Genomic DNA, 25,216 nt, shown 5'->3' on the forward strand with positions numbered 1-25,216 from the left:
GATGGAAGACGCTGATTCATTCCCCCCTTCGGCTGATCGCGTGAAAGCGGGGGCTTCTCGGTACATAAGAACAGGCGCCCGAGTTTCGGACGCCTGTTTCGCGTTAGGAAAGGTGGCTTACGGTTGCCTGTTGGAAGTAGGCGTTGTACAAGGCGCGAACCGCCTCGTTGACGACTTCTTCTTTGACGCCGAACATCATGCTCACTTCGGACGAACCTTGGTTGATCATCTCCAAGTTGATGTTGGCGTTGGCGAGCGCAGTCGTGGCTTTCGCCGCCATCCCGATCGTTTTTTCCATTCCTTCGCCGACGACCATAATGAGCGCCAAGCCGTACTCAATCGTCACCTCATCGACGGCAAGCTCCTCGCGGATGCGGGCGAGGATGCGCTCATCTTTTCCATCCACGAGTTGATCTGCCCGCAAAATGATCGACATGTTGTCGATGCCGGACGGCGTATGTTCGTAGGAGATGCCTTCGTCTTCTAAAATTTGCAGCACACGCCGGCCAAAGCCAATCTCACGGTTCATTAAGTATTTGCTGATGTTGATGCTGCAAAAGCCAGTGTCGCTTGCAATGCCGGCGACCGGTTCGTCGATATGGTTGCGCTTGGCGACGATCCACGTGCCTGGAGCGGCCGGGTTGTTTGTGTTTTTTACGCAAACGGGAATGCCGGCGCGATAGACCGGCTCAAGCGCCTCGTCATGAAAGACGGAAAATCCGGAATACGACAGTTCACGCATCTCGCGGTACGTGATTTCTTTCAGCTTGCGGGCATCGGCGACGATCGACGGGTTGACGCAATAAATCGAATCGACGTCGGTAAAGTTTTCGTACACGTCCGCTTTGACGCCCGCGGCGACGATCGAGCCCGTAATATCCGACCCGCCGCGCGGGAACGTGACGATATGGCCCGATCGGGAATAGCCGAAAAATCCTGGGATGACCAAAACGCCGCGCCGTTCGCGCAGCTGCTTCAGTTTGTCGTACGACTCCGGCAGCACTTGGGCGTTGCCCGGCTCATCGGTGACGATGATGCCGGCTTCAAGCGGGCTGACGTAGCTCGCCTCAAGCCCGCAATCTTGCAAATAGAGCGCCATGAGCCTTGCGTTATGGTCTTCGCCGCTCGCTTTAATGGCGTCAAACAACCGAGGCGGCTCGCTTCGATAGGCGCTGATTTTCGACTGCAAGTCATCGACAAGCTCGGCCAAAAAGCCGTCGGCTTCCAGCCCCAGCTCATTGGCAATGTCAGCATACCGCTTCACGATCGCTTCCATTGTTTCCTCATGCGGCTCGCCAGCCACAACTTGTTCGGCCAGCTGGATGAGCATATCGGTCACTTTCACATCGTCCTTGTACCGTTTCCCCGGCGCCGACACGACGACGATGCGGCGCTCGATATCCGAGCTGATGATATCAGCCACTTTACGGAATTGTGCAGCGCTCGCCACCGAACTTCCACCGAATTTAGCTACTTTCATCGTTCATGACCCTTTCTGTCGAAAGTCTCTATAATTGTTTATCATATCACATTTTTCCGCCCATGGAACTATTCATTTTTTAGAAATTTCCGCCAACGTCCCAAAACACCGCCATCGCCGACCATGACTCTTTTCAAAACATATAGATGCCATTTGAAGCTTTACCATTTGAAGCTTTTACCGAGCATTGGATCGACTGTCGAGCGACCGAACAACGCCGCTTTCAGCCCCAGTATAGGTCTGTGAAGCGGATGGTTGTTCGGTCTTCCAAGCTACAGGCTTGCCCTCGACAGTCGAAAATGGACAAACCGCTTTTCCGTCAAGGATATGTTAAACTTCTTCGTTGCATCTATATATACAGATGCCGCTGCAACAGGCCCCCCGCCTTGACAAACGAATGACGGCTCAGCGCAGCGCCGTGTTCCCATCGTCCTTCGATTCTTTTTCCGCAAATCACTTCTCACGTTTGCGCCACATTGCCGCGGCGGACGTTGGCGATTCCTTCTTTGCAGACGCCGTACGGCAGCCACGAGCAGTCGCGGCATAACTCGTCCAAATCATCCGGCTTGACCCGTTCCGCCGTCCGCCGAATCAGTTCGGACTTCCAATACACGTTGCCTGGCTCCAAGCCTAAATGGCGAATGACGTCTCCGTCAAGTGAACGGACGTGGGCATCGGAATTTGGGCCGGCTTCACACGTTGTCTCCCCATGATGCGGGCAGGCGAGGCACGCCTCATCGAGCGCCGCGACGACTTCAATCGGGAAATCGTCGTGTTCATCGCGAATGCGGGCCACGATCTCCCACATTTTTTCCACGAACGACGGGCTGTAGCCCATGCCGCGAAATCCGTGCACACAAAGCAAATGATGACCGCGCAAACGAACCGGTTTCATCTTTATCTCCCCCTTCCTTTTTTCCGGATGACCTTTGACCAACCGAACCGTGTCGAAGTGAACATTTGGAGATGGGAGTGTCTGTTGGCAGTACTTGGCTTCCACACACAACAGACAGACCTACGCTCGATGTTTGACGGTTGCAACGTTTCCTGCAACCAACTCCATCCATCGAGCAGCCGTTATGGGAGTGCCTTTATTGAACGGTTTTCTCCACGTCTTTATTCTATCATACACAAAAGAAAGGGGGAACGCGCATTCCTCTCCCACTTACTCCCTTTGGTCGTTGAAGTGGGAGTCTCCTGCGCGAAATAGAGATGAAACGATGGATCCCAATCTTCGCTCAAACCGCCGTTTTCCTCCGTCAATTCGGAAACATAACGGATCTGCTTTATCCAGACAGCCGTCATGATACAATGTGAAAGAGAATGATGTTGCTGGGAAAGGACTGGCTGATCATGACGAAAGAAGAATTGGCACGCTCGCTTTCCGTCTTGCTTCATGAGCTGACGAAATCATGGCAGAAAGAAAAAATTCATTCCGATGTGCTCGAAATCATTATGAAGCTGCGCATTCAAACTGATGACGACGAGCAATACGTTGCCGATCTGCTCGGCAACATCGCGTTTGCGAGCGAATCGGCCCATGCGCTCAAGCAAATTTGGGGCTATATGCTGCGCGAGCAAACCTTTCTATCGCCACAGACGATCGAGGCGATGCTCACGGACGCCCAGCGCAAGATCCAGCGCCGGCTGTCAGAGATGACGGCCCGCTATGAGCGTCCGTTTTTGTCCATCGATGACCCGCTCGAGCGGAAACGCCAGCTTGAGCGCTCCTACGGCGCGCTTCTTTTGTTCAACCGGATCGCCACCGACTTTTTGCTTGAGTTCGTCCGCGAAGAAAACGAAACGGCCGCCAGCACCTTTTTTGCAGCTGACCCGAACGAGGCGATCGAAGTGTTCCACCATCTTTGCAGCGTCTACGCAAGCCGCTGGCTGGAAGGCTTGGAAGTCGATTGATGGCCGAACCGTCGATTCAAGTCCTTGAAGCCAACCAAGGGCGCCCCAAACGCAACGGGGCGCCTCTTCTCATCACCATCTATACGGCTGCATGGACATTTTCGATTTGACAGTATTGTTCAGTCATGATATTGTATTCATTGGAAAGAATTTTTATAATATTCTTTCCTTTGTAAGCGAATACAAAAAACTCAAATGGAGGAGGAATCGGGGATGATCTACGCACAACCAGGCCAGCCAGGCGCGCTTGTCACATTTAAAAAGCGCTACGAAAACTTCATTGGCGGCAAATGGGTGCCGCCGGTCGACGGCGAGTATTTTGAAAACATCACGCCCATCACCGGACAGCCGTATTGCGAAGTGCCGCGCTCCAAAGCGGCGGACATCGAACTGGCGCTTGACGCCGCCCACGCGGCCAAAGACGCCTGGGGACGCACGTCTCCAGCGGAGCGCGCCCGTTTGCTGAACAAAATCGCCGATCGGATGGAAGAACATTTGGAAATGCTGGCCGTCGCCGAAACGTGGGAAAACGGCAAGCCGATCCGCGAGACGCTCGCGGCTGACATTCCGCTTGCCATCGACCATTTCCGCTATTTTGCCAGCTGCATCCGCGCGCAAGAAGGCACGATTTCAGAAATCGATCACGACACAGTCGCCTATCATTTCAAAGAACCGCTCGGCGTCGTCGGGCAAATCATCCCGTGGAACTTCCCGATTCTCATGGCGGCATGGAAACTCGCCCCGGCATTGGCCGCAGGCAACTGCGTCGTGTTGAAACCGGCGGAGCAAACGCCGACGTCGATCCTCGTTCTCATCGAACTCATCGAAGATTTGCTCCCACCTGGCGTCGTCAACATCGTCAACGGCTTTGGCTTAGAAGCCGGCAAGCCGCTCGCCTCGAACCCGCGCGTGGCGAAAGTGGCATTCACCGGCGAAACGACGACCGGACGGCTCATCATGCAATACGCCTCGCAAAACATCGTGCCGGTTACGCTCGAGCTGGGCGGCAAGTCCCCGAACATTTTCTTCGCTGATGTGATGGACAAAGACGATGACTTTCTTGATAAAGCGCTTGAAGGCTTTACGATGTTCGCCTTAAACCAAGGCGAAGTGTGCACATGCCCGTCGCGCGCCCTCATCCATGAGTCGATTTACGACGCCTTTATGGAACGGGCGCTTGAGCGCGTCAAGCAAATCAAGCAAGGCAATCCGCTCGATACGGAAACGATGATCGGCGCCCAAGCCTCCTCCGAACAGCTCGAGAAAATTTTGTCATACATCGACATCGGCAAACAAGAAGGCGCCGAACTTTTGATCGGCGGCGAGCGGAACATGCTCGAAGGAGAACTGTCCGGCGGCTATTACGTCAAGCCGACCGTTTTCAAAGGGCATAACAAAATGCGCATTTTCCAAGAAGAAATTTTCGGCCCAGTGCTCGCGGTCACGACGTTTAAAGATCATGACGAAGCGCTTTCGATCGCCAATGAGACGCTGTACGGCCTTGGCGCCGGCGTCTGGACGCGCGACATCAACACCGCGTACCGCTTCGGCCGCGGCATCCAGGCTGGCCGCGTCTGGACGAACTGCTACCACGTCTATCCGGCCCATGCGGCGTTCGGCGGCTACAAAATGTCCGGCATCGGCCGCGAAACGCACAAAATGATGCTTGACCATTACCAACAAACGAAAAACTTGCTCGTCAGCTATTCGCCGAAAAAACTGGGCTTGTTCTAATACTCACCCACCCACTCTTTCACCGCCTCCCCGTTTTGAGGCGAAGAGCCCACCATACCATGTTGACAAGGTGTCCCGGTCCGTTTGGGACACCCTCTTTTACCTTGATGACACTGCTGTTGTTTCACTCATTCTCCGCCAAGCGGCGGGCCGCCGATCCGCCGATCGACCGTCCATACCGAAAACAAACGAAATGCATGAATGCAAAGGAGGGACACCCAATGGCTGAAGAACCGAAAGTCATCGCCACGGAAGCAGCGTTAGCGTTAATCGAAAAGCTGAAAGCAAAGTACGGCCCGCTCATGTTCCATCAATCCGGCGGCTGCTGCGACGGCAGCTCGCCGATGTGCTACCCGCTCGGCGAGTTGATCGTCGGCGATTCCGACGTTTTGCTTGGCGAAATCGGCGGCTGCCCGTTTTACATCGCCAAGGCGCAATATGAATATTGGAAGCATACGCAGCTCATCATCGATGTCGTTCCGGGGCGCGGCGGCATGTTTTCGCTTGAAGGCCCGGAAGGCGTCCGCTTTCTCACCCGCTCGCGCGTCTTCGGCCAAAGCGCGGATGCAGGCGCGCCGTAGCCGCCCATTGCGGAACGCTGCTGTAAAACCGCCATGCGCGATGCATGAATCGCTTGGCAAATGAGAGTCATGGAGCTTGCCTGCTTCCATTCGCCCATCCGCCCCCGCCGCATGCTTTATCACCTCCGGGGCGGTTTGTTCGTCGCGGCAAAAAACGGCGGCCCGCCTTCTCGCTGAAAAGGCGCGGTCCGCCGTTTCCTTTTCTTCACTCGGTCTCTTTTGCCTGCTTCAACGGCTTCATCGCCTCAGCCCGATCGGACAAGGCGATCCGTTTCAAGCCGAACACCAAAAGCAAGCCCACCGCGATAAACGCGAGCCCGAACCAAAAGACCGCCTGCAGGGAATCGACAAGCGACTGCTTCAGCACCGGCACGAACATGTCCCGAAGCGGCGCTGGAATTTTCGCCATCGCTTCCGGACTGAGCAAGACGGAATACAAGCCTTGCGGGTCGGTGTGAATCATATCGGCAAAGCGGTCGACAAGCCCTTTCGCCTGCGCCGGCAGCGCTTCAAGCTTTGGCATGAGCCGCTCGTCAAGCAAGACGCTCGACCGGTGGTTCATGATGGCGCCAAGCACTGTCATCCCAAACGTCCCGCCAATCGAGCGGAAAAATTGGCTCGAAGAGGTGACAACGCCAAGCTCCGATTTCGGGAAGCTTTCTTGCAAGGCGAGCGTCAAAATCGGCATCACAAGCCCGGTGCCAAGACCGAGAATAATCATATACATCGTCGCCGTCCATTTGGACGTATCGACATCCATCGTGCCAAGGAGCCCGAATGCGGACGCCATAATGATCATGCCGGCGATGAGTTGCGTTTTCACTCCGATCCGATACACCAAACGGCCGCCAACGACGCTGCCGATGATCATCGTAATCATCATCGGCGTCATGATCGTCCCGGACTGGGTGGCGCTCACGCCGATGATGCCTTGCATGAAAAACGGCACAAACATAATCGCGCCAAACATGCCGACGCTCATGAAAAAGCCAATGCCATTGAGCAGCGTAAACGTCCGATTGCCAAACAGCCAAAGCGGAATGATCGGCTCTTCGGCTCGCTTTTCCGCCCAAACAAACAAAGCGAAAAAGACAACGGCGGCCGCAAACAGCGAGACGATTTGCCACGACCCCCACGGATATCGGTCGCCGCCAAACGTCAGTCCCAACAGCAGGCTGACGACGCCCACGGTCAACGTCGCCATCCCGGCGATGTCAAATTTCACCGGCCCCTCGGCTTTATATTTGCTTAACCCCATGGCAATCAGCACCGTGGCGAGAATGCCCACCGGCAAGTTGATGTAAAACACCCAGCGCCAGTTCAAATGGTCGACGATAAAGCCGCCGATTTGCGGGCCCAGCACCGAAGCAAGGCCGTACAAGCCGCCGAACACCCCTTGCCATTTCGCCCGCTCCTTGCCGGTAAAGACGTCGCCGATGACGACCATGGCCATCGGCATCATAATCCCGCCGCCCAGTCCTTGAATGCCGCGGTAAATGATGAGCTCGGTCATATCGTTCGCCATGCCGCAAAGCGCCGAACCAGCCATAAAAATGACCAACCCGCTCACATAGACAATCCGCCGGCCCAATAAGTCGGCGAGCTTGCCGGCGATCGGCACGACCGTCGTTGACGTGAGCATGTACGCCGTTGTCAACCACGTCATGACACCGAGTCCGCGAAGTTCCCCGACGATGCGCGGCATCGCCGTTCCGACAATCGTCCCGTCCAACGCCGCAAAGAGCATCGCAATAATGAGCCCGGTGATCAGCAACGGGCGATGACGAATAGTGCTCGTCGGCACTGCTATCGCTTTTTCCATACTTCTCTCTCCCATCCGTTTTGTCGTTGGTATTCATCCATTTCTTTGACCAATGCATCCAAAGCCGACGCCAGTTGAGGCGCCTGTTGATGCCGCAAATACAACAGCAGCGCTTCGACGATATAGGCGCGCGGCGGCTCATTGCGCCCAAGCAGCTCCTCCTCCAGCGCCGCTATGGCTTCCAGCACATCGTTCCCCTGCTTCGGATTGAGTCCATTGACGGCCTCCCGGACGGCGGCGAACGCCGAAGCCAGCCGCTCCCGCTGACGCTCGCGCTCACGCTTCTCCAGTTCCATCCATGGCGCAAGCGCCTCCTCGGTCAAAAGCGGGCGCTCATCAGCCGTGAAGCTGGCGACAATCGCATCAATGCGCCGCACAAGAAAACGAGCTGCCTCGTCCGCATCAAACGCCTCCTCGCGAAAAAAGAAGTAAAACAAATATTGCCGGATGATGCCGTTCGTCATCATGGCCACATCATACACATACGGACCAACCGCCTCGCCATAGACCTCCGCTAGGCGCGTGCAATACCATAAAAAAAGGCGCCCATGCTGGCGGAACATATACCGTTCCACTTCCGGATTGACTTTCGGCAATTGCTCCGACATCATCATACGCAAAAAGTCTTTGTACTCGCGAATGTGAGAAAAATGGGCAGCCAGCTGGCGGACAAACCGCTCTTTTTCCGTCCCTTCCCCGCCGTCCGCCATGAAATCAGCGACCATTTTTTCGCTGTAGTAGCGGAGCACCGAAAGCAACAACTCCTCCTTTGAGGCGAAATGGTGATAAAACGCTCCTTTGGAAATCCCCCACGCCTCGACCAAATCTTGAATGGAAGTGGTGTGATACCCTTTTTCAGCAAACAATTTCAACGCCGCCTCAATAAATTGGGCGCGCCGCTCATCCATGGCAGCCACTCATTCCTTTCCCATTCGTCCTCATCCACTGCCGATACGACGGCAGCAGCGCGCGCGGTTTCACTAAATCGGCGCGCACACCTTGTTGTTGCAGCCATTCCACCAACCGTCGAGCATGGATCATTGTCCTCGCCTCCATATCACTCATGACCGGATGGTCAAACTAATTATAAACTAATGTTATACAGATTTGCAACTCAAAAACGATATTTTTTGACCAATTGGTCGATTTTTGAACGAGTTTTTTGAACAGTCGGTCAGAGCCCCTGCCTTCAAACAAAAAACAAACGGCCCCACCGCCTGATTGAAGACGGTGGACGGCCGTTCTTGCTATTCGATCGCCCTCGCCGCAAGCGCCAACGCACCTGCAATGCCGGCGTTGTCGCCAAGCCCCGGAAGGACAATATACTCATCAATCCGCCGCAAAATCGCCTCGTGCTCGACATACCCGTTGAGCAGTTCCTGCACATGACGGCGCACAAGCGGCAACACGTGCGTCTGCTTCATGACGCCTCCGCCCGTGATCACCTTTTTCGGCGATAAAATGAGGATGTAGTTGGTGATCGCCTGGGCAAGATAAAAGGCTTCCAACTCCCATACTTCACGGCGGTCCGCCAACTCCGCTCCCTTTTTCCCCCAACGCCGCTCAATCGCGGGGCCAGACGCCATCCCTTCCAAACAGTCGCCATGATACGGGCAAATGCCGGCAAACGCGTCATCCGGATGGCGGCGGACCAACATGTGGCCCATCTCCGGGTGAAGCAGCCCATGCAACAGGCGGCCCTCGACGATTGCCCCAACGCCGATACCCGTTCCGACCGTCATGTACAGGCAGCTGTCAAGCCCTCGCGCCGCCCCCCAGCGCTGCTCGCCGAGCGCCGCCGCGTTGACATCCGTGTCAAAGCCGATCGGCACGGGAAAATGTTGCTTTATCGCGCCGACAAAATCGAAGTTTCGCCACGCCTGTTTCGGCGTGCTCGTAATGTACCCATACGTCGGGCTGTCCGGGCGCAAATCAACCGGGCCGAATGACCCGATCCCGATCGCCTCCACGTTGTGGGGGCGGAAAAAATCGATAACGTGCGCCATCGTCTCTTCCGGCGCCGTCGTCGGAAACACCGCCCGCTCATGAATGTTCCCTTGTTCATCGCCGATGGCGCAGACAAATTTTGTGCCTCCGGCTTCAATGGCTCCAAGCATCCTATGCGTCCCCCTTCCTTTTTGATCATTCCTTTTTTAGTTTACCTTGAAGCATGACTATTTGGAATCCCTTTCACAGCAAAGTCGCCGCACGCCAAACGGAAGGGGAAAAACGGGTGCCGCATTCTAGCGAACAGATGTCCATCACCGTTTTGCACACAAGATGGAGAAATTTGCAAAAAGGCGATTGACACATCATCTGTTGCGTGATACGATATCGAAAAACCAAGTATTCCTATATGAATTATAGAGGAGTGTGTTGCCATGCCTGATATCGTTATTCTCAACGGAAACCCATCGTCCACGTCCCGCCTCAATGGACTCATTGAGTATGCCGAACAGGCTTTGCGGCAGAAGGGATTCGCCATCGAACAAATTCGCGTAGCCGACTTGCCGGCCGATGATTTGGTGCGGGCTCGCTTTGACAGCCCCGCCATTGCAGCCGCCAACCAAAAAGTAGAGAAGTCTCATGGCATCATCATTGCCAGTCCCGTTTTCAAAGCCTCCTACACAGGAATATTGAAAGCGTACTTGGATTTGCTGCCGCAAAAGGGATTGCAGCACAAAGTCGTCCTTCCGTTGTTCATCGGCGGCTCCCTTGCCCATTTGCTCGCGATAGACTACGGATTGAAACCTGTTCTGTCCGCCTTGGGAGCGCGCTACTTGTTGGGCGGCGTCTACGCTGTCGATCAATGGGTTACCCGTCTTCCGGAAGGGGGCTACTCGCTGCCTGAAGAATTGAAGCGCCGGCTTGATGAAAGCTTATCAGAATTGGGCTCCGCCCTTCATCTGTCTGTTTCTAGCTCGTTGTAAGAAGCGATTTCACCCACTCACCCTTATCGTGCAAGCAGATTGCCCCTGTCGGACAATCTGCCTTTTTTATAAGGGAAAAAGAGAACGTCGAGGGGAGGAAACAAGATGGATTTGCGAACCATCCGAACATTTCAAGCGGTCGTGAAACACCGTAGTTTCCAACGAGCAGCTGAAGAATTGAACTATGCACAATCAACCGTTACCACCCATATCAAAAATTTGGAATCCGAGCTCGGCGTCACCCTCATCGAACGGGGCAAATCGTTTCAGTTGACTGAAGCAGGCCGATTGCTCAGCGAAAAAGGAGCGTTTTTGCTAAAAAGCTTCGAGCACTTGCAAAAAACCTTGAAAGAGTGCATCGAGGGCGAAGGAGGCGTCATCCGCATCGGAGCAATGGAACCGACAGCCAGCTATCGTCTGCCTGCCTGGCTGAGCGCTTTCCGGAACAAGCACCCTGCTATTTCGTTCAATATCCAAATTCATAGCAACCAAACGCTTATCGACATGGCCGAGCGTGGAGACATTGACATCGCCATTTGCGCAACTCCGGAATCGTTAACAGGGACAAGCTTCGAACCATTGTTTTCCGAGGATGTCGTGCTTCTTGTTCCTTCTTCCCACCCGTTGGCCAAACGTTCATCGATCGATCTTCACGACTTAGCCTATGAGCGCCTCCTTGTGACAAGCGCTGCTTGCCCATTTCGGCGCCATTTGGAAAAAAAGTTGATTGAACTCGATATTCAACCATTGTATGAAACCGAAGTGAGCAATATGTTGGCGCTAAAATACTACGTTCATGCGGCGCTTGGTGTCGCGGTGGTTCCAAAAATCTCCGTCACCCCTCCTCCCGAAGGAACAGTGGCGCTGCCAATTGTCGATTTTCGCCATGGACTGACCGTCGGCATCTTGCGACGATTTGCGAGTGGAGCATGCCATCCGGCAACGGAAACATGGATTCGTTTTTTGCTGGACCACTATGCGGGAGAACGTTGTACAGATCTTCATATTTTTTGAACCATCGCTTCTATTTTTTCAATTTTACAAACGGAAGTTGCTCCTTTATATTTTTATTAAACCTATTGAATTACTATGAAATTATATGGAGGGAGCAAGGATGATCATAGCTCTTGTGATCGACGAACAGGAGAACGTTGTCTCCATCATGGAAGGAGCAATCATTCGCCTTTATGACACGGATTCACAAACGTACGAAGACTATCCGAATATCGCCAAGCAACAGCAAGAGGGGCGCCGCAGTGCAGTTCTCCGTTTCGCCAAAGAAAAAGGGGCCGATGCCTTCGCTGCTCCGCCGAATACGTTTTGTGAACGGTCCTACGCTCAAGCTGTCGAGCAGCACGTCCAATTTTATTTGTTGGGACATCCGATTTCGTTCCGAGAGTTCGAAAAGCGGTGGCAAAATGGTTCACTTTCATCAAGCGATCGGCTGCCAGCGGAAACAATTGTTCCTAGCTGACAAGGACGGTGCGCAATCAAAGCGAGAACGCTCTACTCTCTTTTCCCTTTCTGAAGACGATCCAAAGGAGGAGAAAAAATGGTCGAATTTATTACGATGGCCCCGACATCCGGAGACAGTACGTTCGTCGGTCTTGGCAACAATTCGACAAACGTAAACAGCTGGACCGGGACAGACGAGAATCCGGAGCGTCCGCCGACGGTAGAGTACATTGAAGCGATTGCCAAAGCAGCAGAAACCCATGGTTTTTCTACATTGCTGTTGCCGACAGGTGCAGGCTGCCTTGATTCGTTGGCTGTCGCAGCTTATCTCGCAGCGCGAACGACCAAATTGCGCCTTCTGTTCGCCGCCCGTCCTGGCGCCACTTCACCTGCTATTTTTGCCAAACAGTTGGCGACGATCCATGTTTGGACAAATGGACGGGCGTTGCCCAATATCGTGACAGGCGGTTCACCGGTCGAATTAGCGGCTGAGGGGGATTTTCTTGACCATGACACGCGGTATGAACGGACGAGGGAATACATCCATCTGTTGAAGCAACTGTTCACCCTCCCTTCCGTCACGTATGAAGGACGATTTTACCGTCTCGAAAACGCCTCGCTGTTCCCCAAACCCGCACAGCGCCCGCCGATTTATTTCGGAGGAGCCTCAGACATTGCCAAGGAAGTAGCGGCGCAAGTGGCGGATGTGTACATGATGTGGGGAGAGACATTCGAACGAATGAAAGAGCGAATCGAAGAAATGAAACAAAAAGCAGCTGGTTACGGGCGAACGCTCCAATACAGCATCTCCTTTCAAGTCGTGCTGGGTGAAACCGAACGAGAAGCATGGGAACGAGCGGATGCGTTAGTCAGCCATCTATCCGAGTCAGCGAAGCAAAAAAAAGATGAACTGATTGAAAAAGGTGATTCGGTTGGCGCAAGGCGATTACACGAATTGATGAAAACAAGCGCAAAACGGCGTTTCCAAATCGGTCCAAACTTATGGACCGGGCTCACACAAGTGTTGTCGGGCAATTCCATCGCTCTTGTCGGCACCGCTGATCAAATTGCCGACCGGCTTATTGAATTCATCGATCTTGGCTTTGATTATGTATTGTTGCGTGGGTTCCCACATTTGGAAACGATTGAGCAAGTGGGAGCCTCTGTGATTCCGCTTGTTCGGGAGAAGCTTCAGCAGGCGAAGTTGTTTCATCATTGACAGGGGGGACGGAAGTTGAGAGGCAACCGTCGACTGGCAACATTGTTGCTTTTCCTATTCTTATGGGTTTTGTTGAGCTGCAGCCATGAAAAACAGCAAACACACAATAGTTCATTGACCGAGATTCGCATCGGCTACCAAAAAGGCGGAACCATCTTGTTGATGAAACATGAACATAAGCTACAAAAACAGCTCGAACAGGAAGGATATCACGTAACTTGGTCGGAATTCAACACCGGCAGCTCGATTCTGGAAGCACTCAACACTGGAAGCATTGATTTCGCTGTAGCCGGAGATATTCCTTCCATCTTCGCCCTCGCTAAAGGGGCACAATTTCGCTATATCGCTGGAGAGCCGTCATCTCCAGCCTCTGAAGGGATCATCGTACGCAAAGGACTCGACCTTTCTTCGCTAGCTGACTTAAAAGGGAGAAAAATTGCCCTCAATAAGGCATCTATCGCCGAATATCTGTTGGTCAAAGCCCTGCATTCTGTCGGTCTGTCGCTTCGGGATGTACAACCTGTATATTTGAATCCACCAGACGCCAGCTTGGCTTTAGAAAAAGGAGAAGTCGACGCATGGGTTGTCTGGGATCCTTTTTTATCCGTAGCTGAAAGCAAAGGACATACATTATTAAAAGATGGAACGGGCATCGTTCCCTATCGCACCTTTTATTTCAGCTCACCTGCTATGACGGACAGCCATCCGGATATTGTTCGTCAATTCGTCCAAGCATTGCAGAAGTCAGGAGAACAAATCCGCCGCGATCCGACAGAAGCTGCACAGCTGCTTCATGAAGCCACGAATTTGCCTGTCGACACATGGATTCACGTGTTGAAAAAACGACAATCTACTGTCCACTGGATCGACCCTCAAGCGGTTCGCGACTTGCAGCAAGAAGCAGACGACTTGCGCGCGATCGGTTTCATTGAAAAACACGTGTCCATAGAAGACGTTGTCTGGAAACCAACAAACAAGTAAAGGGGCTGAGCCACATGAAACGACGACACATCAAGCTTGGACTGTTTCTTATGGGCGTCGGCCATCATATCGCCGCATGGCGACACCCCGATGTGCGGCCGGAATGGTGCGAAGATTTCGCGTTTTTTCGCCGTCTTGCGGAAATCGCGGAACAAGGGAAGCTGGACATGCTGTTTGTCAGCGACGGACTCGCCATTGAGCCGTTGTCTCACCCTGCCGAGATCGTCCGGCTCGAGCCGTTCACATTGCTCGCCGCTTTAGCAGCCGTGACCAGCCGCATCGGGTTGGCCGGCACAGCTTCGACCACATACAACGAACCATTTCACATCGCGCGGAAATTTTCCTCGCTCGACCATATTAGCCGCGGGCGAGCCGCTTGGAACATCGTTACGTCCTACTATGAGGAAGAAGCGTACAATTTCAGCCGAACGGCTCATTTGGAACATCAGCTGCGCTATGAGCGGGCGCGCGAATTTGTCGATGTCGTCAACGGTCTGTGGGAAAGTTGGGATGAAGAGGCGCTGATTCGCGATCCATCATCTGGAATCTACTTTCATCCAGAGAAGTGGCGGCCGTTGAACCATCATGGAACCCACTTCTCGGTGTGCGGGCCGCTGAACTCTTCCCGTCCGCCGCAGGGAAAACCCGTCTTGATTCAAGCCGGCTCATCACAAGACGGCATCCGTTTCGCCGTCCATGTTGCGGAAGTCGTGTTCACCGCCCAATCGACATTAGCGGACGCCCAACGTTTTTACCAAACGGTGAAACAAGAAGCCGCACGGATCGGACGCGATCCTGATCATCTATTGATCATGCCAGGCGTAGCGCCTTACATCGGGCGAACGGAACGAGAAGCGCAAGAGCAATATGAACAATTGCAAAAGTTAATCGTTCCGGAGGTCGGGTTGGCATTTTTATCTGACTACTTAGGGGGCATCGACTTTTCAGGCTATTCACTCGATGATCCGCTTCCCGACGACATTCCTGAAACAAACGGGAATCAAAGCCGGCGCCAGCTTATCATTGATTTAGCGCGCCGCGAACGCTTGACCATCCGCCAACTGTACGAGCGAATCGCTGGAGCGCGAGGGCACTTTACCATCATCGGAACGCCTGAACAAGTCGCTGATCAACTTGAACAGTGGTTTCGCCAAGGAGCGGCGGACGGGTTTAATCTTATGTTTCCGTACTATCCGCATGGACTGTCGCTGTTTGTCGAGCATGTGATCCCGATTTTGCAAAAGCGCGAGTTATTCCGTCGCGACTATGAAGGAACCACATTGCGCGACCATCTAGAACTGCCCATGCCCAATCCGATCCGTGTATAAGGAGTGATTTTATTGGTGCTTCCTGATCTGATTCCCTACTTAGCGAATGATTTGTCCCGATTGTTTGTCAAAACGGAGCGCCACGAACAACTGTTGCAACAAGCCTCTATGCTTGCGGAACAATTCCGTCCGAACATGCGGCGCATTGATGAGGAAGGAGCGTTTCCATTTGAACATTTCCAACTTTTGAAAGAGACCAACTATTTAGCCCTGACCGTTCCAGAAGAATACGGGGGTCAATCATTGTCTTTATACGAATTGATCCTCGTGCAAGAGCGCCTAAGCCAAGGCGATGCTTCCACCGGGTTGTGCGCAGGCTGGCATTTAGGTCTTGTGTACGATATTCGGGAACGCCGCACATGGAATGCGCGCACGTTTGCGTGGCTTTGCAGGGAAATCGTGAATCGAAAAGCCGTCATCAATCGGCTGGCCACCGAAGAAGCAACAGGAAGCCCGACTCGAGGAGGAAAACCGATTACAACCGCAGTGAAACGCGATGGAAAATGGATTCTGACGGGGAGAAAATCATTTGCCTCCATGGCGGAAGCGTTGGACTACTCATTGGTCACAGCCGTCATCGCCGATACGGGGAAAGTCGGGTTTTTCCTCGTCGATCATCGAAGCGACGGGATTCGCATTGAAAAAACGTGGGATATGATCGCCATGCGGGGGACAAGAAGCGATGACGTCATTTTCGATCATGTCGAACTGCCCACCGATGCGTTAGTCGAACTCGATCAATTAGAGTTCGTCAAAGGCGGGGGGAGCCGTGCTTGGCTTTTGCACATTCCCGCTTGCTACTTAGGGGCTGCCATCGCTGCCCGAAATTACGCCATTTCGTTTGCTTCGCACTATCAGCCGAACAGCGTATCCGAACCGATCATTCATCTGCCGCATGTTCGACAGAAAATAGCGGAAATGGATATGGAACTGTGGAAAGCCCGTCACGTTCTTTATTTTACCGCCGAAAGATGGGACGCCATTCCAGAAAAACGTTCAGCAATGGACCGAGAATTAGCATTAGCCAAGTACATTGCGTTAAACAGCGCCAACCGTGTCGTCGATTTGGCCATGCGCATCGCCGGGGCGAAAAGTTTGCACCGCTCCAATCCGTTGCAACAATACTATCGTGATGTGCGGGCGGGGTTGCACAATCCACCCATGGAAGATGCGGTCGTAGAATTGTTTGCATCGCATGCCATTCCGAATGGCGCTGCAATCGTTCACAACACCGGCATCCATCCGTCACCCATCCGTTGAAAGGAGGAAAGGCATGATTGACATTCAACAAGTGACCAAAATCTACACCCTCCATCGTACGAAAGTGGTCGGCGTCGACCATGTGTCCTTGCAGATCGAAAGTGGGGAAATCTTCGGCATCATCGGCCATAGCGGAGCGGGAAAAAGCACCTTGCTCCGGTGCATCAATTTGTTGGAACGCCCCACATCCGGCCGCATCATCGTAGAGGGCACGGACATCACTTCCTTGTCCGGAGAAGCGTTGCGTGAAGCGCGGTTGAAAATCGGAATGATTTTTCAGCAATTTTGCTTAATCCGATCCAAAACGGTGTTTGAAAACATTGCCTTCGCCTTGAAAGCAGCAGGCAAAACAAGAGCTGAAATCGAGGCTCGTGTCCATGAATTGCTCGAGCTGGTCGGATTGTCTGATAAACGGGACGCTTATCCGTCTCAATTAAGCGGGGGGCAAAAACAACGCGTCGGCATCGCCCGCGCCTTGGCCAACAATCCGTCTGTTCTATTGTGCGATGAAGCCACATCAGCTCTCGATCCAGCCACAACCTCTTCCATTTTGCAGCTTCTCAAGCAAATCAACCGGGAGCTCGGCATTACCGTCGTCGTGATTACACATGAGATGGAAGTCATTAAAGAGATTTGCGATCGCGTCGCCGTCATGCAAAACGGCCAAATTGTCGAAATCGGGCGCGTGTACGATTTGTTCACCCAGCCGCGGCATCCATTAACACGGTCATTTGTCGAACATATATTGCGCTTAGACGTGCCTGAACGGTTGTGGCAAGCGCGAAGCGGTACATTGGTGAGAGTCTTGTTTCAGGGTCCCGCCGCTGAACAAGCCATTTTATCCGACACTCTTCAAACATTTCGCGTGCGCGCCAATATTTTGCACGGAAAAATCGAATATATCAATGACACACCGCTCGGCGTACTGCTGTTGGAACTGACCGGAGAGAAAGAAGAAGTGGAGCGCGCCATCCGCTATGTGGCCGAGCGGACGAAAGGAGTCGAGGTGATCGATCGTGCCGCTTGAAACCTTGATTCCGGAACTACTCAAAGCGTTTTGGGGTACGTTGTACATGGTAGGCATTTCTTTGCTGGCTGCCATCATCGCAGGGCTGCCGCTTGGTGTGCTCTTATTCGTCACCGACCGCGGCCTGTTTTGGGAAAATAAGCCGTTGCAAACCATTTTAGGATTTCTTGTCAATATGGTGCGTTCGATTCCCTTTATCATTTTGCTAGTCGCCTTGCTGCCGCTGACAAAACTGCTGGTCGGCACAACGATTGGGCCAACAGCGGCGGCCGTCTCGCTGTCCGTGGCCGCCACCCCATTTTTTGCCCGCATCGTCGAAACTTCTTTGCGGGAAGTGGATAAGGGGGTGATTGAAGCAGCCACGGCTGTCGGAGCCACTCCATGGATGATCATCAAAGACGTCCTTTTATCCGATGCGCTTCCTGGCATCATCCACGGACTGACGATTACAGCCATCAGCTTGATCAGCTACTCCGCGATGGCCGGCATCGTCGGAGGCGGAGGTGTGGGGGATCTAGCCATTCGCTTTGGCTATTATCGATACGACAACACGGTCATGATCACAACGATTATCGTACTTCTCTGCTTAGTGCAAATCGTCCAATTGGCCGGCGATTCCGTCGCCCGCTGGATGGATAAGCGGTAAGCGCCGTCTGGGCGTCGCCCGCGATAACCATGCTTCAAACCTGATTTCCAAAGGAGGATTGGTCTTATGAAGCGTTTTTCATTTTTATTCACCCTTTTCATATTGCTGCTCGCCGGCACAGCAGGATGCTCGTCATCCTCTTCCTCGGCGCAGGAGGAAAAGAAAACCATTACGATTGGCGCCACCGCCGGCCCCTACAGCGATCAAATTCGGGAAGCCATTCAACCGTATTTAGAGAAAAAAGGATACAACGTGAAACTGGTAGAATTCAATGACTATGTACAGCCCAATATCGCACTTCATCAAAAGTCCATTGATGTGAATGTATTCCAAAACTCGATGTATTTAAAAAATTTTGCTCGCACCCATCATATGCATTTGCATCCATTAATTTCCATCCCCACTGTTCCGATAGGTTTGTATTCTAAAAAACATTCTTCTTTAGATGAAATCAAAGATGGCACAACGATCGCATTGCCGAATGAACCCGTCAATGAAGCGCGGGCATTAACGATGCTAGAGCAGCTGGGCATTCTCAAACTAAAACCGGGCGTCGAGCCTACGAAAGCGTCGGAGAATGACATCGCCCAGTTTTATAAAAAAGTCATCCTCAAGCCGCTCGATCCAGCCCAGCTTCCAAGAGCGCTGGGGGACGTCGACTACGCGCTCATCAATGGCAACTATGCCCTGTCATCCGGCTTGAAGTTAACCGAAGCCGTCGCCTTGGAAAAAACGCCGGATTACTATTTAATCGTCGTCACCATCCGTCCCGAAGACAAAGACAAACCATTCGTCAACGATTTGATCGCCGCCTACCGATCGAAAGAATTTGCAAAATTGATCAAAAAGGATCCAAAATACAAAGGATACGTATGGCCCGATTGGTTCAAAAAACAGTAACCATCCCATCGGCGGCTCTCATCGCAGCGAGCCGCCGATCTGGAAAGGAGGAAACAAGCCATGGATCGTCCTTTACTATTCAATGCCTTTGAGATGGCAAGTGCGATGCACAACGCCCATGGCCTATGGAAACATCCCGACAGCGAACGTCACCGCCGCTACAAAGAACTTCCCTACTGGGTGGAAATGGCGAAGCGGTTGGAAGCAGGGCTGTTTGACGCCGTTTTTTTCGCTGACGTTCTCGGGGTATACGATACTTATCGCCAAAGCCCATCCCCATCGATTCGTGATGGAATGCAGTTTCCATTAAACGATGCTTCATTGATCATTCCTGTTATGGCAAGCGTCACCACTCATCTTTCGTTCGTGTTAACGGCAAGCACGACTTATGAACATCCGTTTCATATCGCCAGAAGGTTTTCCACTTTGGACCATCTGACAAGCGGACGAATTGCATGGAATATCGTGACTTCTTACTTGCCAAACGCAGCCGCCAACTTCGGACTGGAGAAGATGATTGCCCACGACCAGCGATATGAAATCGCCGATGAGTTTTTGGAAGTGGTCTATCAGTTGTGGGAAGGAAGCTGGGAAGATGGCGCATTTGTCGAAGATCGGACAGCAGAAGTACTGATTGATCCAGACAAAATTCATCCGATCCGCCATCGGGGGCCTTTCTTTGCCGTCAAAGGCCCGCATTTATGCGAACCTTCTCCACAGCGAACACCTGTGTTATACCAAGCTGGTTCCTCAGAGAGGGGAAGAGCGTTTGCGGCCAAACATGCAGAATGCGTTTTCGTCGGTGCACCTTCTGCTGAGCGGCTGCGAGCCTACATCGGGGACATTCGCCGCCAAGCGGAACAATGCGGGCGTGATCCCGAGCAGCTCAAATTTTTCACCTTTCTGACCGTCATTGTGGGTAAAACGTCAGAGCAGGCGGAAGCCAAATTCGAACAATTGCGCCGCCTTTGGAGCGCCGATGCCGCCAAGGCTCAGTTCAGCGGAGCGAGCGGCTATGATTTGGCTGAATATGAAGGAAAGCCAGCCCATGAACCATTTTTGTTCCGTCCCACCGACCACGGACATTACAAAGCGGCTTCGCTAACCAAAGACGCTACAAAACCGCTGACAATCGGTGAGGCGTTGCAAAAAGCCGGAACGCTGACGAGAGAGTCGGTCATCATCGGAAACCCGACACAAGTCGCGGATGCGATTGAAGAGCGGGCCCGCCGCTCTGGAGTGGACGGGTTCAACCTCGTCCATCTTGTCACCCCCAAGGATTTGGATGACTTTATCGAATATGTCGTTCCCATCTTGCAACGGCGTGGACTGTACAAAACCGCCTACACAGACGGCACTTTGCGGGAGAAGCTGTTCGGGGGCGGAGCGCGGCTGCCGAGTCACCATCCCGCTGCCGCCTTTCGCTCCATTGGAGTTCATGCAAAGAGCTCATGATACGATCCATCAGTTCATGAAAGAAGGGGTGATCGAAAACCACATGCTCGTTTTCGGTCAACCCCTTCGCCACTTTTGCTATATGTTTGTCTTATGAAAAACGGCTTGTTTCGCCTGGCTTTTCACCTCTCTCATCTTGTTCTCTCCTCCCCGCTCTGGGCGTTGGGAAAGCCAAGCAGCCGTAATGTCGAATAGTTGGCGCCTTGCCGAAATCGCGGAAAACGTATGGTCGGCTTCTGCAATCACATGGCTCCAAAATCGTGAATCAAGCCGTTTTCCAAACGCCTCCCGGTACACATCCGCATATGCAACGGGAATATCGTGATCAGCCGTGCCATGAACCAAAAGAACATCACCAGAAAACTGTTCTGCTGCCTTCAGCGGATTCGCATGAGCAAGCGATGCAAAAAAGGAAGGGGGCAATACATATCCACGGTGCTCCACCGTTTCTGCATCGACTTGTCCTCGCCCTTGTGTGGCAATGCGGACGATATCTTGATAGGGATAGGCCACAGGCGCCCACAGCACCAATCGGTCGACACGCCGATCCAATGCAGCTGTGGCCGTCGCCACCGCCCCTCCCAAACTATGGCCGAGAAGCACAAGCGGTCGACGTTCAAATGACGGAATGCGTTCCACTGCACAAATAACATCTCTCGTTTGTCGAATGAAATCATCAAATCGGTTGTTTCCGTACTCTCCGCTGCTCTCCCCGCAACCAGCATAATCAAAACGGACGACTCCGGCTCCGGCCGACGCAAATCGTTCCGCTGCTTGGACAAACAACCGATCCACACCAATCCGCGTACCGATAAACCCATGACAAATGACAACAACAGGCGCATCATCATGATCAACCGACACGGGTGGATCATGAATCGAAACCGCCAAACGTTCCCCTCCGCTCTCAATATATTGGAATTGAATCAACTGCTCTCTCCCCTTTCACCTGCCTTTAATTCATAGTAAATAAATAAGAATACTATGTTTATGTTATTTTACTACGCTTTTGCATAGCCGTCAACCGTCTCTGATCCTAGCCACAGGCAACCATCGGCTGACACACTAAAGGTTGCCAACAAAAGCACTATCTTCTTTACCTGAAAAGAAGATGCCCCTAAAAGCGGAGGGCACCTTTCATCACACTTGTATACATTTCCAAAAAGCAACAGCCTCCGTAAGTAAAATCGACGCAACGGGTGCACCTTCTTTTTTGCTCACCCCTTCACCGAACCGGCAAGCAAGCCGCGGACGAAGTATTTGCCGAGGAAGATGTACACAAGCAACGTCGGCAGTGCGGCGAGCAAGGCTCCTGCCATTTGCACGTTCCATTGGACGATTTGGCTGCCGGATAGATTTTGCAAGGCGACCATGATCGGCTGTTTGTCGGATGTCGTGATCGTCACCGCGAACAAAAACTCGTTCCAAATGTTTGTAAACTGCCAAATCGCCACGACGACGAACCCGGTAATCGACAGCGGAAGCATAATATACCGGAAAATGCGGACAAATCCCGCGCCGTCGATTTTCGCCGACTCGATCATCTCATCCGGTATCGCGGCGTAAAAATTGCGGAACATGAGCGTCGTAATCGGAATGCCGTAGACGACATGGACGAACACGAGCCCCGGAATCGTGTTGTACAGCCCGATTTCACGCAAAAACTGGATGAGCGGAATAAGAATGCTTTGATACGGGATGAACATGCCGAACAAAATGAGCGTAAAGAGCGTATCCGCTCCTTTAAACTTCCATTTCGACAGCACGTAGCCGTTGAGCGCCCCAAGCAGCGCGGAGAGCAGCGTCGCCGGCACGACGAGCAAAATCGAATTCCAAAAGTTCGGGGCGAGCTTGTCAAAGGCTGTGGCGTAGCTGCTCCAATCGATCGTTGACGGCAGTTTCCACATGTCGGCCAGTGTCACTTCATCAAGCGGCTTCAAGCTCGTGGCGACCATGACATACACCGGCATGAGGAAAAACACGCTCATGGCGATGGCCAATGCGTACAAAAACGGCCGCGCCCACACGGATCTCGCCATCACGATCCCCCCTTCCGGCTTGAGATAAGATACGGAACGATAAAGATGGCGACCGACAGCAGCATCACGATCGCAATCGCCGCGCCGTTGGCGTAATAGTTGCCGCGGAACGTCGTTTCAAACATGTATACGCCCGGCACATCGGTGACAAAGTTCGCCCCCGGCCCGGTCATGGCGTAAATCAAATCGAAAATTTTCAGCGAAATATGGGCCATAATGATGATGACGCTGACGGTGATCGGCCGCAGCAGCGGCAAAATGATTTTCCAATACAATTGAAACTCGGTCGCTCCGTCCATCCGCGCCGCTTCCCGCACTTCATCCGGAATGGCGCGCAGGCCGGCGAGATACATCGCCACCGCAAATCCGGTCATTTGCCAGACGGCCGCCACGACAACAGCAACGATGGCGACAGGAACGCCAAATTCGATTTTCCCCCAATGGAATCCGCCAAGGATGTTCGTATCCGTATACCATTTTCCATCAAGGCCAAGCGGTTTCAAAAATAGATTCACACCCGTTGACGGGTTGAACAGCCATTGCCACACGACTCCGGTGACGACAAAGGACAAAGCCATCGGGAAAAAGAAAATGTTGCGGAACAGCGACTCGCCGCGCAGCTTTTGGTCAAGCAAAATGGCAAGCAGCTGGCCGAGCACGATGACGGCGGCGATAAACAACACCGTAAACACGAGCGTATTGCGCAAGTCGGCCTGGAAGCGGAAATCATGAAACAAATACAGATAGTTTTTCAACCCGGCAAACGACCAATCCGGTACAAGGGAGTTCCAGTTGCTCAACGACACATACCCCGTCCAGCCGATAAACCCGTACACAAATAAGAAAATCAGTACGACCGACGGCGCCAAAAACGCCGCTGCCAGCCAATGATCGGCCGTCCATTTCCGCTTTTTCCGCACCGCCGGGACGGCCGTTGCCTTCTCCGTCGTTGTGACGTTGACCGTTTCCACTACGATTCCTCCTCATGATGGCGAAAAGGGGAAGAGAATGGCTCCCGTCCCCTTTTCTCCATTATTTCTTCAGTTCTGCTGCAGCCGAAGCCAACGTGTCGATGAACGTCTTCACATCTTTTTGCGTCACGAAAATGTTGACGGCCTGATTCACCTTCGTGACAAACCCTTCCGGCGCTGCGGAGCCGTGGGCTAAGCTCGGCGCCAATTCGGCTGTTTTGAAGTCTTGCATCGTTTGTTTGCCGTATTCATCGTACTTGGACGGATCCGCGTCGATGCGGGCCGGGATGGAGCCTTTCAGCGGGTTGAACGCATCTTGCCCTTCCACCGAGCCAAGCACCGCTAAAAATTTCTTTACATCATCCGGGTTTTTCACGCCTTTCGGCAGGCCGAACGTATCGGTAATGACCATAAACTTGCCTTCCGTATTCGGCACTGGCACATAGCCGAAGTCTTGGTTCACCTTCAATTTCAAATCGTTGACAAAATAGCCTTTCACCCAATCGCCCATCACGTACATGGCCGCTTTTCCTTCGGCAACGAGCTGGGCGGCGTCTTGCCAGTTGCGCGAGCTATGGTCTTCGTTAATATAGCCAAGCATTTTCTTAAACGTCTCAACGGCTTGTTTCACTTGTGGGTCGTTAAACGACAATTCGCCCGTCCAAAGCTTCTTGTAGTTTTCCGTTCCAAGCGTGCCAAGCAGCACGTTTTCAAACAGGTGCGTCGCCGCCCACGGCTCTTTGTCGCCCAAGGCCAGCGGCGTAATGCCTTTTGCTTTCAGCTTATCCGCCGCTTGGAAAAACTCGTCGAACGTTTTCGGCGGCTTTAGCCCGTTGTCGGCGAAGATTTTTTTGTTGTACCACAGCACGTTGCCGCGGTGAATGTTGACGGGCACGGAGTAAATGTTGCCGTCTTTGCTTACCATATCGATAAGCGCTTTCGGGAATTTGTCCATCCAGCCTTCTTTTTCATACAAATCGTTGAGCGGCTCCATTTTGCCAGCCGCAACCCAGCCTTCATTCAGCTCCGCTCCGCCGTGCACTTGGAACGTTGATGGCGGGTCGTTCCCTTGCATGCGGCTCGCCAACACCGCCTTGGCGTTCGTTCCGGCCCCGCCGGCGACTGCGGCGTTTTCGACTTTAATATCCGGATATTTTTCTTGGAACAGTTTGATGAGCGCTTTTAAGCCGTCTTCCTCGCCGGCTCCCGTCCACCAGCTGAAAATCTCGAGTTTCTCTCCCGCTTTTTGGCTGCCTTGTTTGGCGTGATCGGATGAAGAGTTCGAGCTGCTGCAGCCTGAGAGCGCCATCCCAATTCCAAGCGCCAACGCCAGCCATGCGGATGCTTTCTTTCTCATGGTTCTCCCCCTTTGTCTTTTGTTTTTGAAACCCCTTTCAACATCGAGTGTACCATGCGCTGTCCAGCAAACGGCGGCTTGATTTCTTCACTTTTTTGCGTTTTTCTTCACTTTTTT

24 protein-coding genes are annotated in these 25,216 nt (G+C 52.9%); 14 read left to right on the forward strand and 10 right to left on the reverse strand.

Annotated elements, in window-relative coordinates; all coding sequences use genetic code 11:
* Positions 1 to 103: 103 nt before the first annotated feature.
* The gene (locus GHH_RS16165; RefSeq protein ID WP_015375904.1) at positions 104 to 1,480 is read right to left on the reverse strand and encodes an aspartate kinase; all 1,377 of its coding nucleotides are present in this window, start codon (positions 1,478 to 1,480) and stop codon (positions 104 to 106) included.
* Positions 1,481 to 1,940: 460 nt separating this feature from the next.
* Positions 1,941 to 2,375, reverse strand: coding sequence for a DUF1284 domain-containing protein (locus GHH_RS16170; RefSeq protein WP_015375905.1), 435 nt, complete (start codon positions 2,373 to 2,375; stop codon positions 1,941 to 1,943).
* A gap of 431 nt (positions 2,376 to 2,806) precedes the next feature.
* On the opposite strand from GHH_RS16170, the gene GHH_RS16175 reads away from it, so the two are divergent.
* The 3 genes from GHH_RS16175 (at position 2,807) to GHH_RS16185 (ending at position 5,709) form a co-directional block, all read left to right on the forward strand.
* Positions 2,807 to 3,394, forward strand: coding sequence for a hypothetical protein (locus GHH_RS16175; protein WP_033006607.1), 588 nt, complete (start codon positions 2,807 to 2,809; stop codon positions 3,392 to 3,394).
* Positions 3,395 to 3,607: 213 nt separating this feature from the next.
* Complete coding sequence (gene adh / locus GHH_RS16180; protein ID WP_015375907.1) at positions 3,608 to 5,128, forward strand: aldehyde dehydrogenase; 1,521 nt, start codon at positions 3,608 to 3,610, stop codon at positions 5,126 to 5,128.
* A 221-nt stretch (positions 5,129 to 5,349) separates the two neighbouring features.
* On the forward strand, positions 5,350 to 5,709 hold the full coding sequence (locus tag GHH_RS16185; protein ID WP_015375908.1) for a DUF779 domain-containing protein: 360 nt from the start codon (positions 5,350 to 5,352) through the stop codon (positions 5,707 to 5,709).
* A gap of 205 nt (positions 5,710 to 5,914) precedes the next feature.
* Here GHH_RS16185 and GHH_RS16190 read toward each other — a convergent pair whose 3' ends face one another.
* The 4 genes from GHH_RS16190 to GHH_RS16205 all read right to left on the reverse strand — a co-directional run bounded on the left by GHH_RS16190 (position 5,915) and on the right by GHH_RS16205 (position 9,648).
* A complete protein-coding gene (locus GHH_RS16190) occupies positions 5,915 to 7,531 on the reverse strand; it encodes an MDR family MFS transporter (RefSeq protein ID WP_015375909.1) in 1,617 nt (538 codons plus the stop codon).
* Entirely contained in the window at positions 7,516 to 8,439 is a 924-nt protein-coding gene (locus tag GHH_RS16195; RefSeq protein WP_015375910.1) for a TetR/AcrR family transcriptional regulator, read from the reverse strand. Before GHH_RS16195 ends, GHH_RS16190 begins: the two co-directional genes overlap by 16 nt.
* Entirely contained in the window at positions 8,432 to 8,572 is a 141-nt protein-coding gene (locus GHH_RS19260) for a hypothetical protein (RefSeq protein WP_011232673.1), read from the reverse strand. The genes GHH_RS16195 and GHH_RS19260 overlap by 8 nt, the downstream gene beginning before the upstream one ends.
* Before the next feature lie 206 nt (positions 8,573 to 8,778).
* Positions 8,779 to 9,648, reverse strand: a complete 870-nt coding sequence (locus GHH_RS16205) for an ROK family protein (protein ID WP_015375911.1) — start codon at positions 9,646 to 9,648, stop codon at positions 8,779 to 8,781.
* A gap of 264 nt (positions 9,649 to 9,912) precedes the next feature.
* Between GHH_RS16205 and ssuE the strand changes: the two genes are divergently transcribed.
* The 11 genes from ssuE to GHH_RS16260 all read left to right on the forward strand — a co-directional run bounded on the left by ssuE (position 9,913) and on the right by GHH_RS16260 (position 20,732).
* Positions 9,913 to 10,461: an NADPH-dependent FMN reductase gene (gene ssuE, locus GHH_RS16210; RefSeq protein ID WP_015375912.1), complete on the forward strand. Its 549-nt coding sequence runs from the start codon at positions 9,913 to 9,915 to the stop codon at positions 10,459 to 10,461.
* 105 nt (positions 10,462 to 10,566) lie between these two features.
* Positions 10,567 to 11,475: a LysR family transcriptional regulator gene (locus GHH_RS16215; protein ID WP_015375913.1), complete on the forward strand. Its 909-nt coding sequence runs from the start codon at positions 10,567 to 10,569 to the stop codon at positions 11,473 to 11,475.
* A gap of 100 nt (positions 11,476 to 11,575) precedes the next feature.
* Positions 11,576 to 11,935: a hypothetical protein gene (locus GHH_RS16220; protein ID WP_015375914.1), complete on the forward strand. Its 360-nt coding sequence runs from the start codon at positions 11,576 to 11,578 to the stop codon at positions 11,933 to 11,935.
* 78 nt (positions 11,936 to 12,013) lie between these two features.
* Positions 12,014 to 13,135 carry an LLM class flavin-dependent oxidoreductase gene (locus tag GHH_RS16225; RefSeq protein ID WP_015375915.1) on the forward strand — a complete coding sequence of 374 codons (1,122 nt, stop codon included), beginning with the start codon at positions 12,014 to 12,016 and terminating at the stop codon, positions 13,133 to 13,135.
* Between the two features lie 15 nt (positions 13,136 to 13,150).
* Positions 13,151 to 14,116, forward strand: a complete 966-nt coding sequence (locus GHH_RS16230; protein ID WP_015375916.1) for an aliphatic sulfonate ABC transporter substrate-binding protein — start codon at positions 13,151 to 13,153, stop codon at positions 14,114 to 14,116.
* A gap of 14 nt (positions 14,117 to 14,130) precedes the next feature.
* Positions 14,131 to 15,444, forward strand: coding sequence for an LLM class flavin-dependent oxidoreductase (locus GHH_RS16235; RefSeq protein ID WP_015375917.1), 1,314 nt, complete (start codon positions 14,131 to 14,133; stop codon positions 15,442 to 15,444).
* A 12-nt stretch (positions 15,445 to 15,456) separates the two neighbouring features.
* Positions 15,457 to 16,704 (forward strand): acyl-CoA dehydrogenase family protein, encoded by a 1,248-nt coding sequence (locus tag GHH_RS16240; RefSeq protein ID WP_015375918.1) that lies wholly within the window; start codon positions 15,457 to 15,459, stop codon positions 16,702 to 16,704.
* Positions 16,705 to 16,717: 13 nt separating this feature from the next.
* Positions 16,718 to 17,731 carry a methionine ABC transporter ATP-binding protein gene (locus GHH_RS16245; RefSeq protein WP_015375919.1) on the forward strand — a complete coding sequence of 338 codons (1,014 nt, stop codon included), beginning with the start codon at positions 16,718 to 16,720 and terminating at the stop codon, positions 17,729 to 17,731.
* Positions 17,721 to 18,377, forward strand: coding sequence for a methionine ABC transporter permease (locus GHH_RS16250; RefSeq protein ID WP_015375920.1), 657 nt, complete (start codon positions 17,721 to 17,723; stop codon positions 18,375 to 18,377). The genes GHH_RS16245 and GHH_RS16250 overlap by 11 nt, the downstream gene beginning before the upstream one ends.
* Before the next feature lie 66 nt (positions 18,378 to 18,443).
* Positions 18,444 to 19,277, forward strand: coding sequence for a MetQ/NlpA family ABC transporter substrate-binding protein (locus tag GHH_RS16255; RefSeq protein WP_015375921.1), 834 nt, complete (start codon positions 18,444 to 18,446; stop codon positions 19,275 to 19,277).
* 60 nt (positions 19,278 to 19,337) lie between these two features.
* Positions 19,338 to 20,732 (forward strand): LLM class flavin-dependent oxidoreductase, encoded by a 1,395-nt coding sequence (locus GHH_RS16260; RefSeq protein ID WP_015375922.1) that lies wholly within the window; start codon positions 19,338 to 19,340, stop codon positions 20,730 to 20,732.
* Positions 20,733 to 20,810: 78 nt separating this feature from the next.
* Here the strand turns inward: GHH_RS16260 and GHH_RS16265 are convergent, their stop codons facing one another.
* From GHH_RS16265 to GHH_RS16280, 4 genes are all read right to left on the reverse strand, one after another.
* The gene (locus GHH_RS16265) at positions 20,811 to 21,662 is read right to left on the reverse strand and encodes a S9 family peptidase (protein ID WP_015375923.1); all 852 of its coding nucleotides are present in this window, start codon (positions 21,660 to 21,662) and stop codon (positions 20,811 to 20,813) included.
* Positions 21,663 to 21,949: 287 nt separating this feature from the next.
* Complete coding sequence (locus GHH_RS16270) at positions 21,950 to 22,771, reverse strand: carbohydrate ABC transporter permease (RefSeq protein WP_015375924.1); 822 nt, start codon at positions 22,769 to 22,771, stop codon at positions 21,950 to 21,952.
* Entirely contained in the window at positions 22,771 to 23,742 is a 972-nt protein-coding gene (locus GHH_RS16275) for a carbohydrate ABC transporter permease (protein ID WP_015375925.1), read from the reverse strand. Before GHH_RS16275 ends, GHH_RS16270 begins: the two co-directional genes overlap by 1 nt.
* Positions 23,743 to 23,803: 61 nt before the next feature.
* Positions 23,804 to 25,099 (reverse strand): ABC transporter substrate-binding protein, encoded by a 1,296-nt coding sequence (locus tag GHH_RS16280; protein ID WP_015375926.1) that lies wholly within the window; start codon positions 25,097 to 25,099, stop codon positions 23,804 to 23,806.
* Positions 25,100 to 25,216 lie beyond the last annotated feature (117 nt).

The organism is Geobacillus sp. GHH01 (genome assembly GCF_000336445.1).
Classification (GTDB): Bacteria; Bacillota; Bacilli; order Bacillales; family Anoxybacillaceae; genus Geobacillus; species Geobacillus zalihae.

Bases quoted from the DNA above. Each gene is read 5' to 3' on its own strand.
- GHH_RS16165 (WP_015375904.1), bottom strand. From the start codon at position 1,480: ATGAAAGTAGCTAAATTCGGTGGAAGTTCGGTGGCGAGCGCTGCACAA.
- GHH_RS16170 (WP_015375905.1), bottom strand. From the start codon at position 2,375: ATGAAACCGGTTCGTTTGCGCGGTCATCATTTGCTTTGTGTGCACGGA.
- GHH_RS16175 (WP_033006607.1), top strand. From the start codon at position 2,807: ATGTTGCTGGGAAAGGACTGGCTGATCATGACGAAAGAAGAATTGGCA.
- adh (WP_015375907.1), top strand. From the start codon at position 3,608: ATGATCTACGCACAACCAGGCCAGCCAGGCGCGCTTGTCACATTTAAA.
- GHH_RS16185 (WP_015375908.1), top strand. From the start codon at position 5,350: ATGGCTGAAGAACCGAAAGTCATCGCCACGGAAGCAGCGTTAGCGTTA.
- GHH_RS16190 (WP_015375909.1), bottom strand. From the start codon at position 7,531: ATGGAAAAAGCGATAGCAGTGCCGACGAGCACTATTCGTCATCGCCCG.
- GHH_RS16195 (WP_015375910.1), bottom strand. From the start codon at position 8,439: ATGGATGAGCGGCGCGCCCAATTTATTGAGGCGGCGTTGAAATTGTTT.
- GHH_RS19260 (WP_011232673.1), bottom strand. From the start codon at position 8,572: ATGATCCATGCTCGACGGTTGGTGGAATGGCTGCAACAACAAGGTGTG.
- GHH_RS16205 (WP_015375911.1), bottom strand. From the start codon at position 9,648: ATGCTTGGAGCCATTGAAGCCGGAGGCACAAAATTTGTCTGCGCCATC.
- ssuE (WP_015375912.1), top strand. From the start codon at position 9,913: ATGCCTGATATCGTTATTCTCAACGGAAACCCATCGTCCACGTCCCGC.
- GHH_RS16215 (WP_015375913.1), top strand. From the start codon at position 10,567: ATGGATTTGCGAACCATCCGAACATTTCAAGCGGTCGTGAAACACCGT.
- GHH_RS16220 (WP_015375914.1), top strand. From the start codon at position 11,576: ATGATCATAGCTCTTGTGATCGACGAACAGGAGAACGTTGTCTCCATC.
- GHH_RS16225 (WP_015375915.1), top strand. From the start codon at position 12,014: ATGGTCGAATTTATTACGATGGCCCCGACATCCGGAGACAGTACGTTC.
- GHH_RS16235 (WP_015375917.1), top strand. From the start codon at position 14,131: ATGAAACGACGACACATCAAGCTTGGACTGTTTCTTATGGGCGTCGGC.
- GHH_RS16245 (WP_015375919.1), top strand. From the start codon at position 16,718: ATGATTGACATTCAACAAGTGACCAAAATCTACACCCTCCATCGTACG.
- GHH_RS16255 (WP_015375921.1), top strand. From the start codon at position 18,444: ATGAAGCGTTTTTCATTTTTATTCACCCTTTTCATATTGCTGCTCGCC.
- GHH_RS16260 (WP_015375922.1), top strand. From the start codon at position 19,338: ATGGATCGTCCTTTACTATTCAATGCCTTTGAGATGGCAAGTGCGATG.
- GHH_RS16270 (WP_015375924.1), bottom strand. From the start codon at position 22,771: ATGGCGAGATCCGTGTGGGCGCGGCCGTTTTTGTACGCATTGGCCATC.
- GHH_RS16280 (WP_015375926.1), bottom strand. From the start codon at position 25,099: ATGAGAAAGAAAGCATCCGCATGGCTGGCGTTGGCGCTTGGAATTGGG.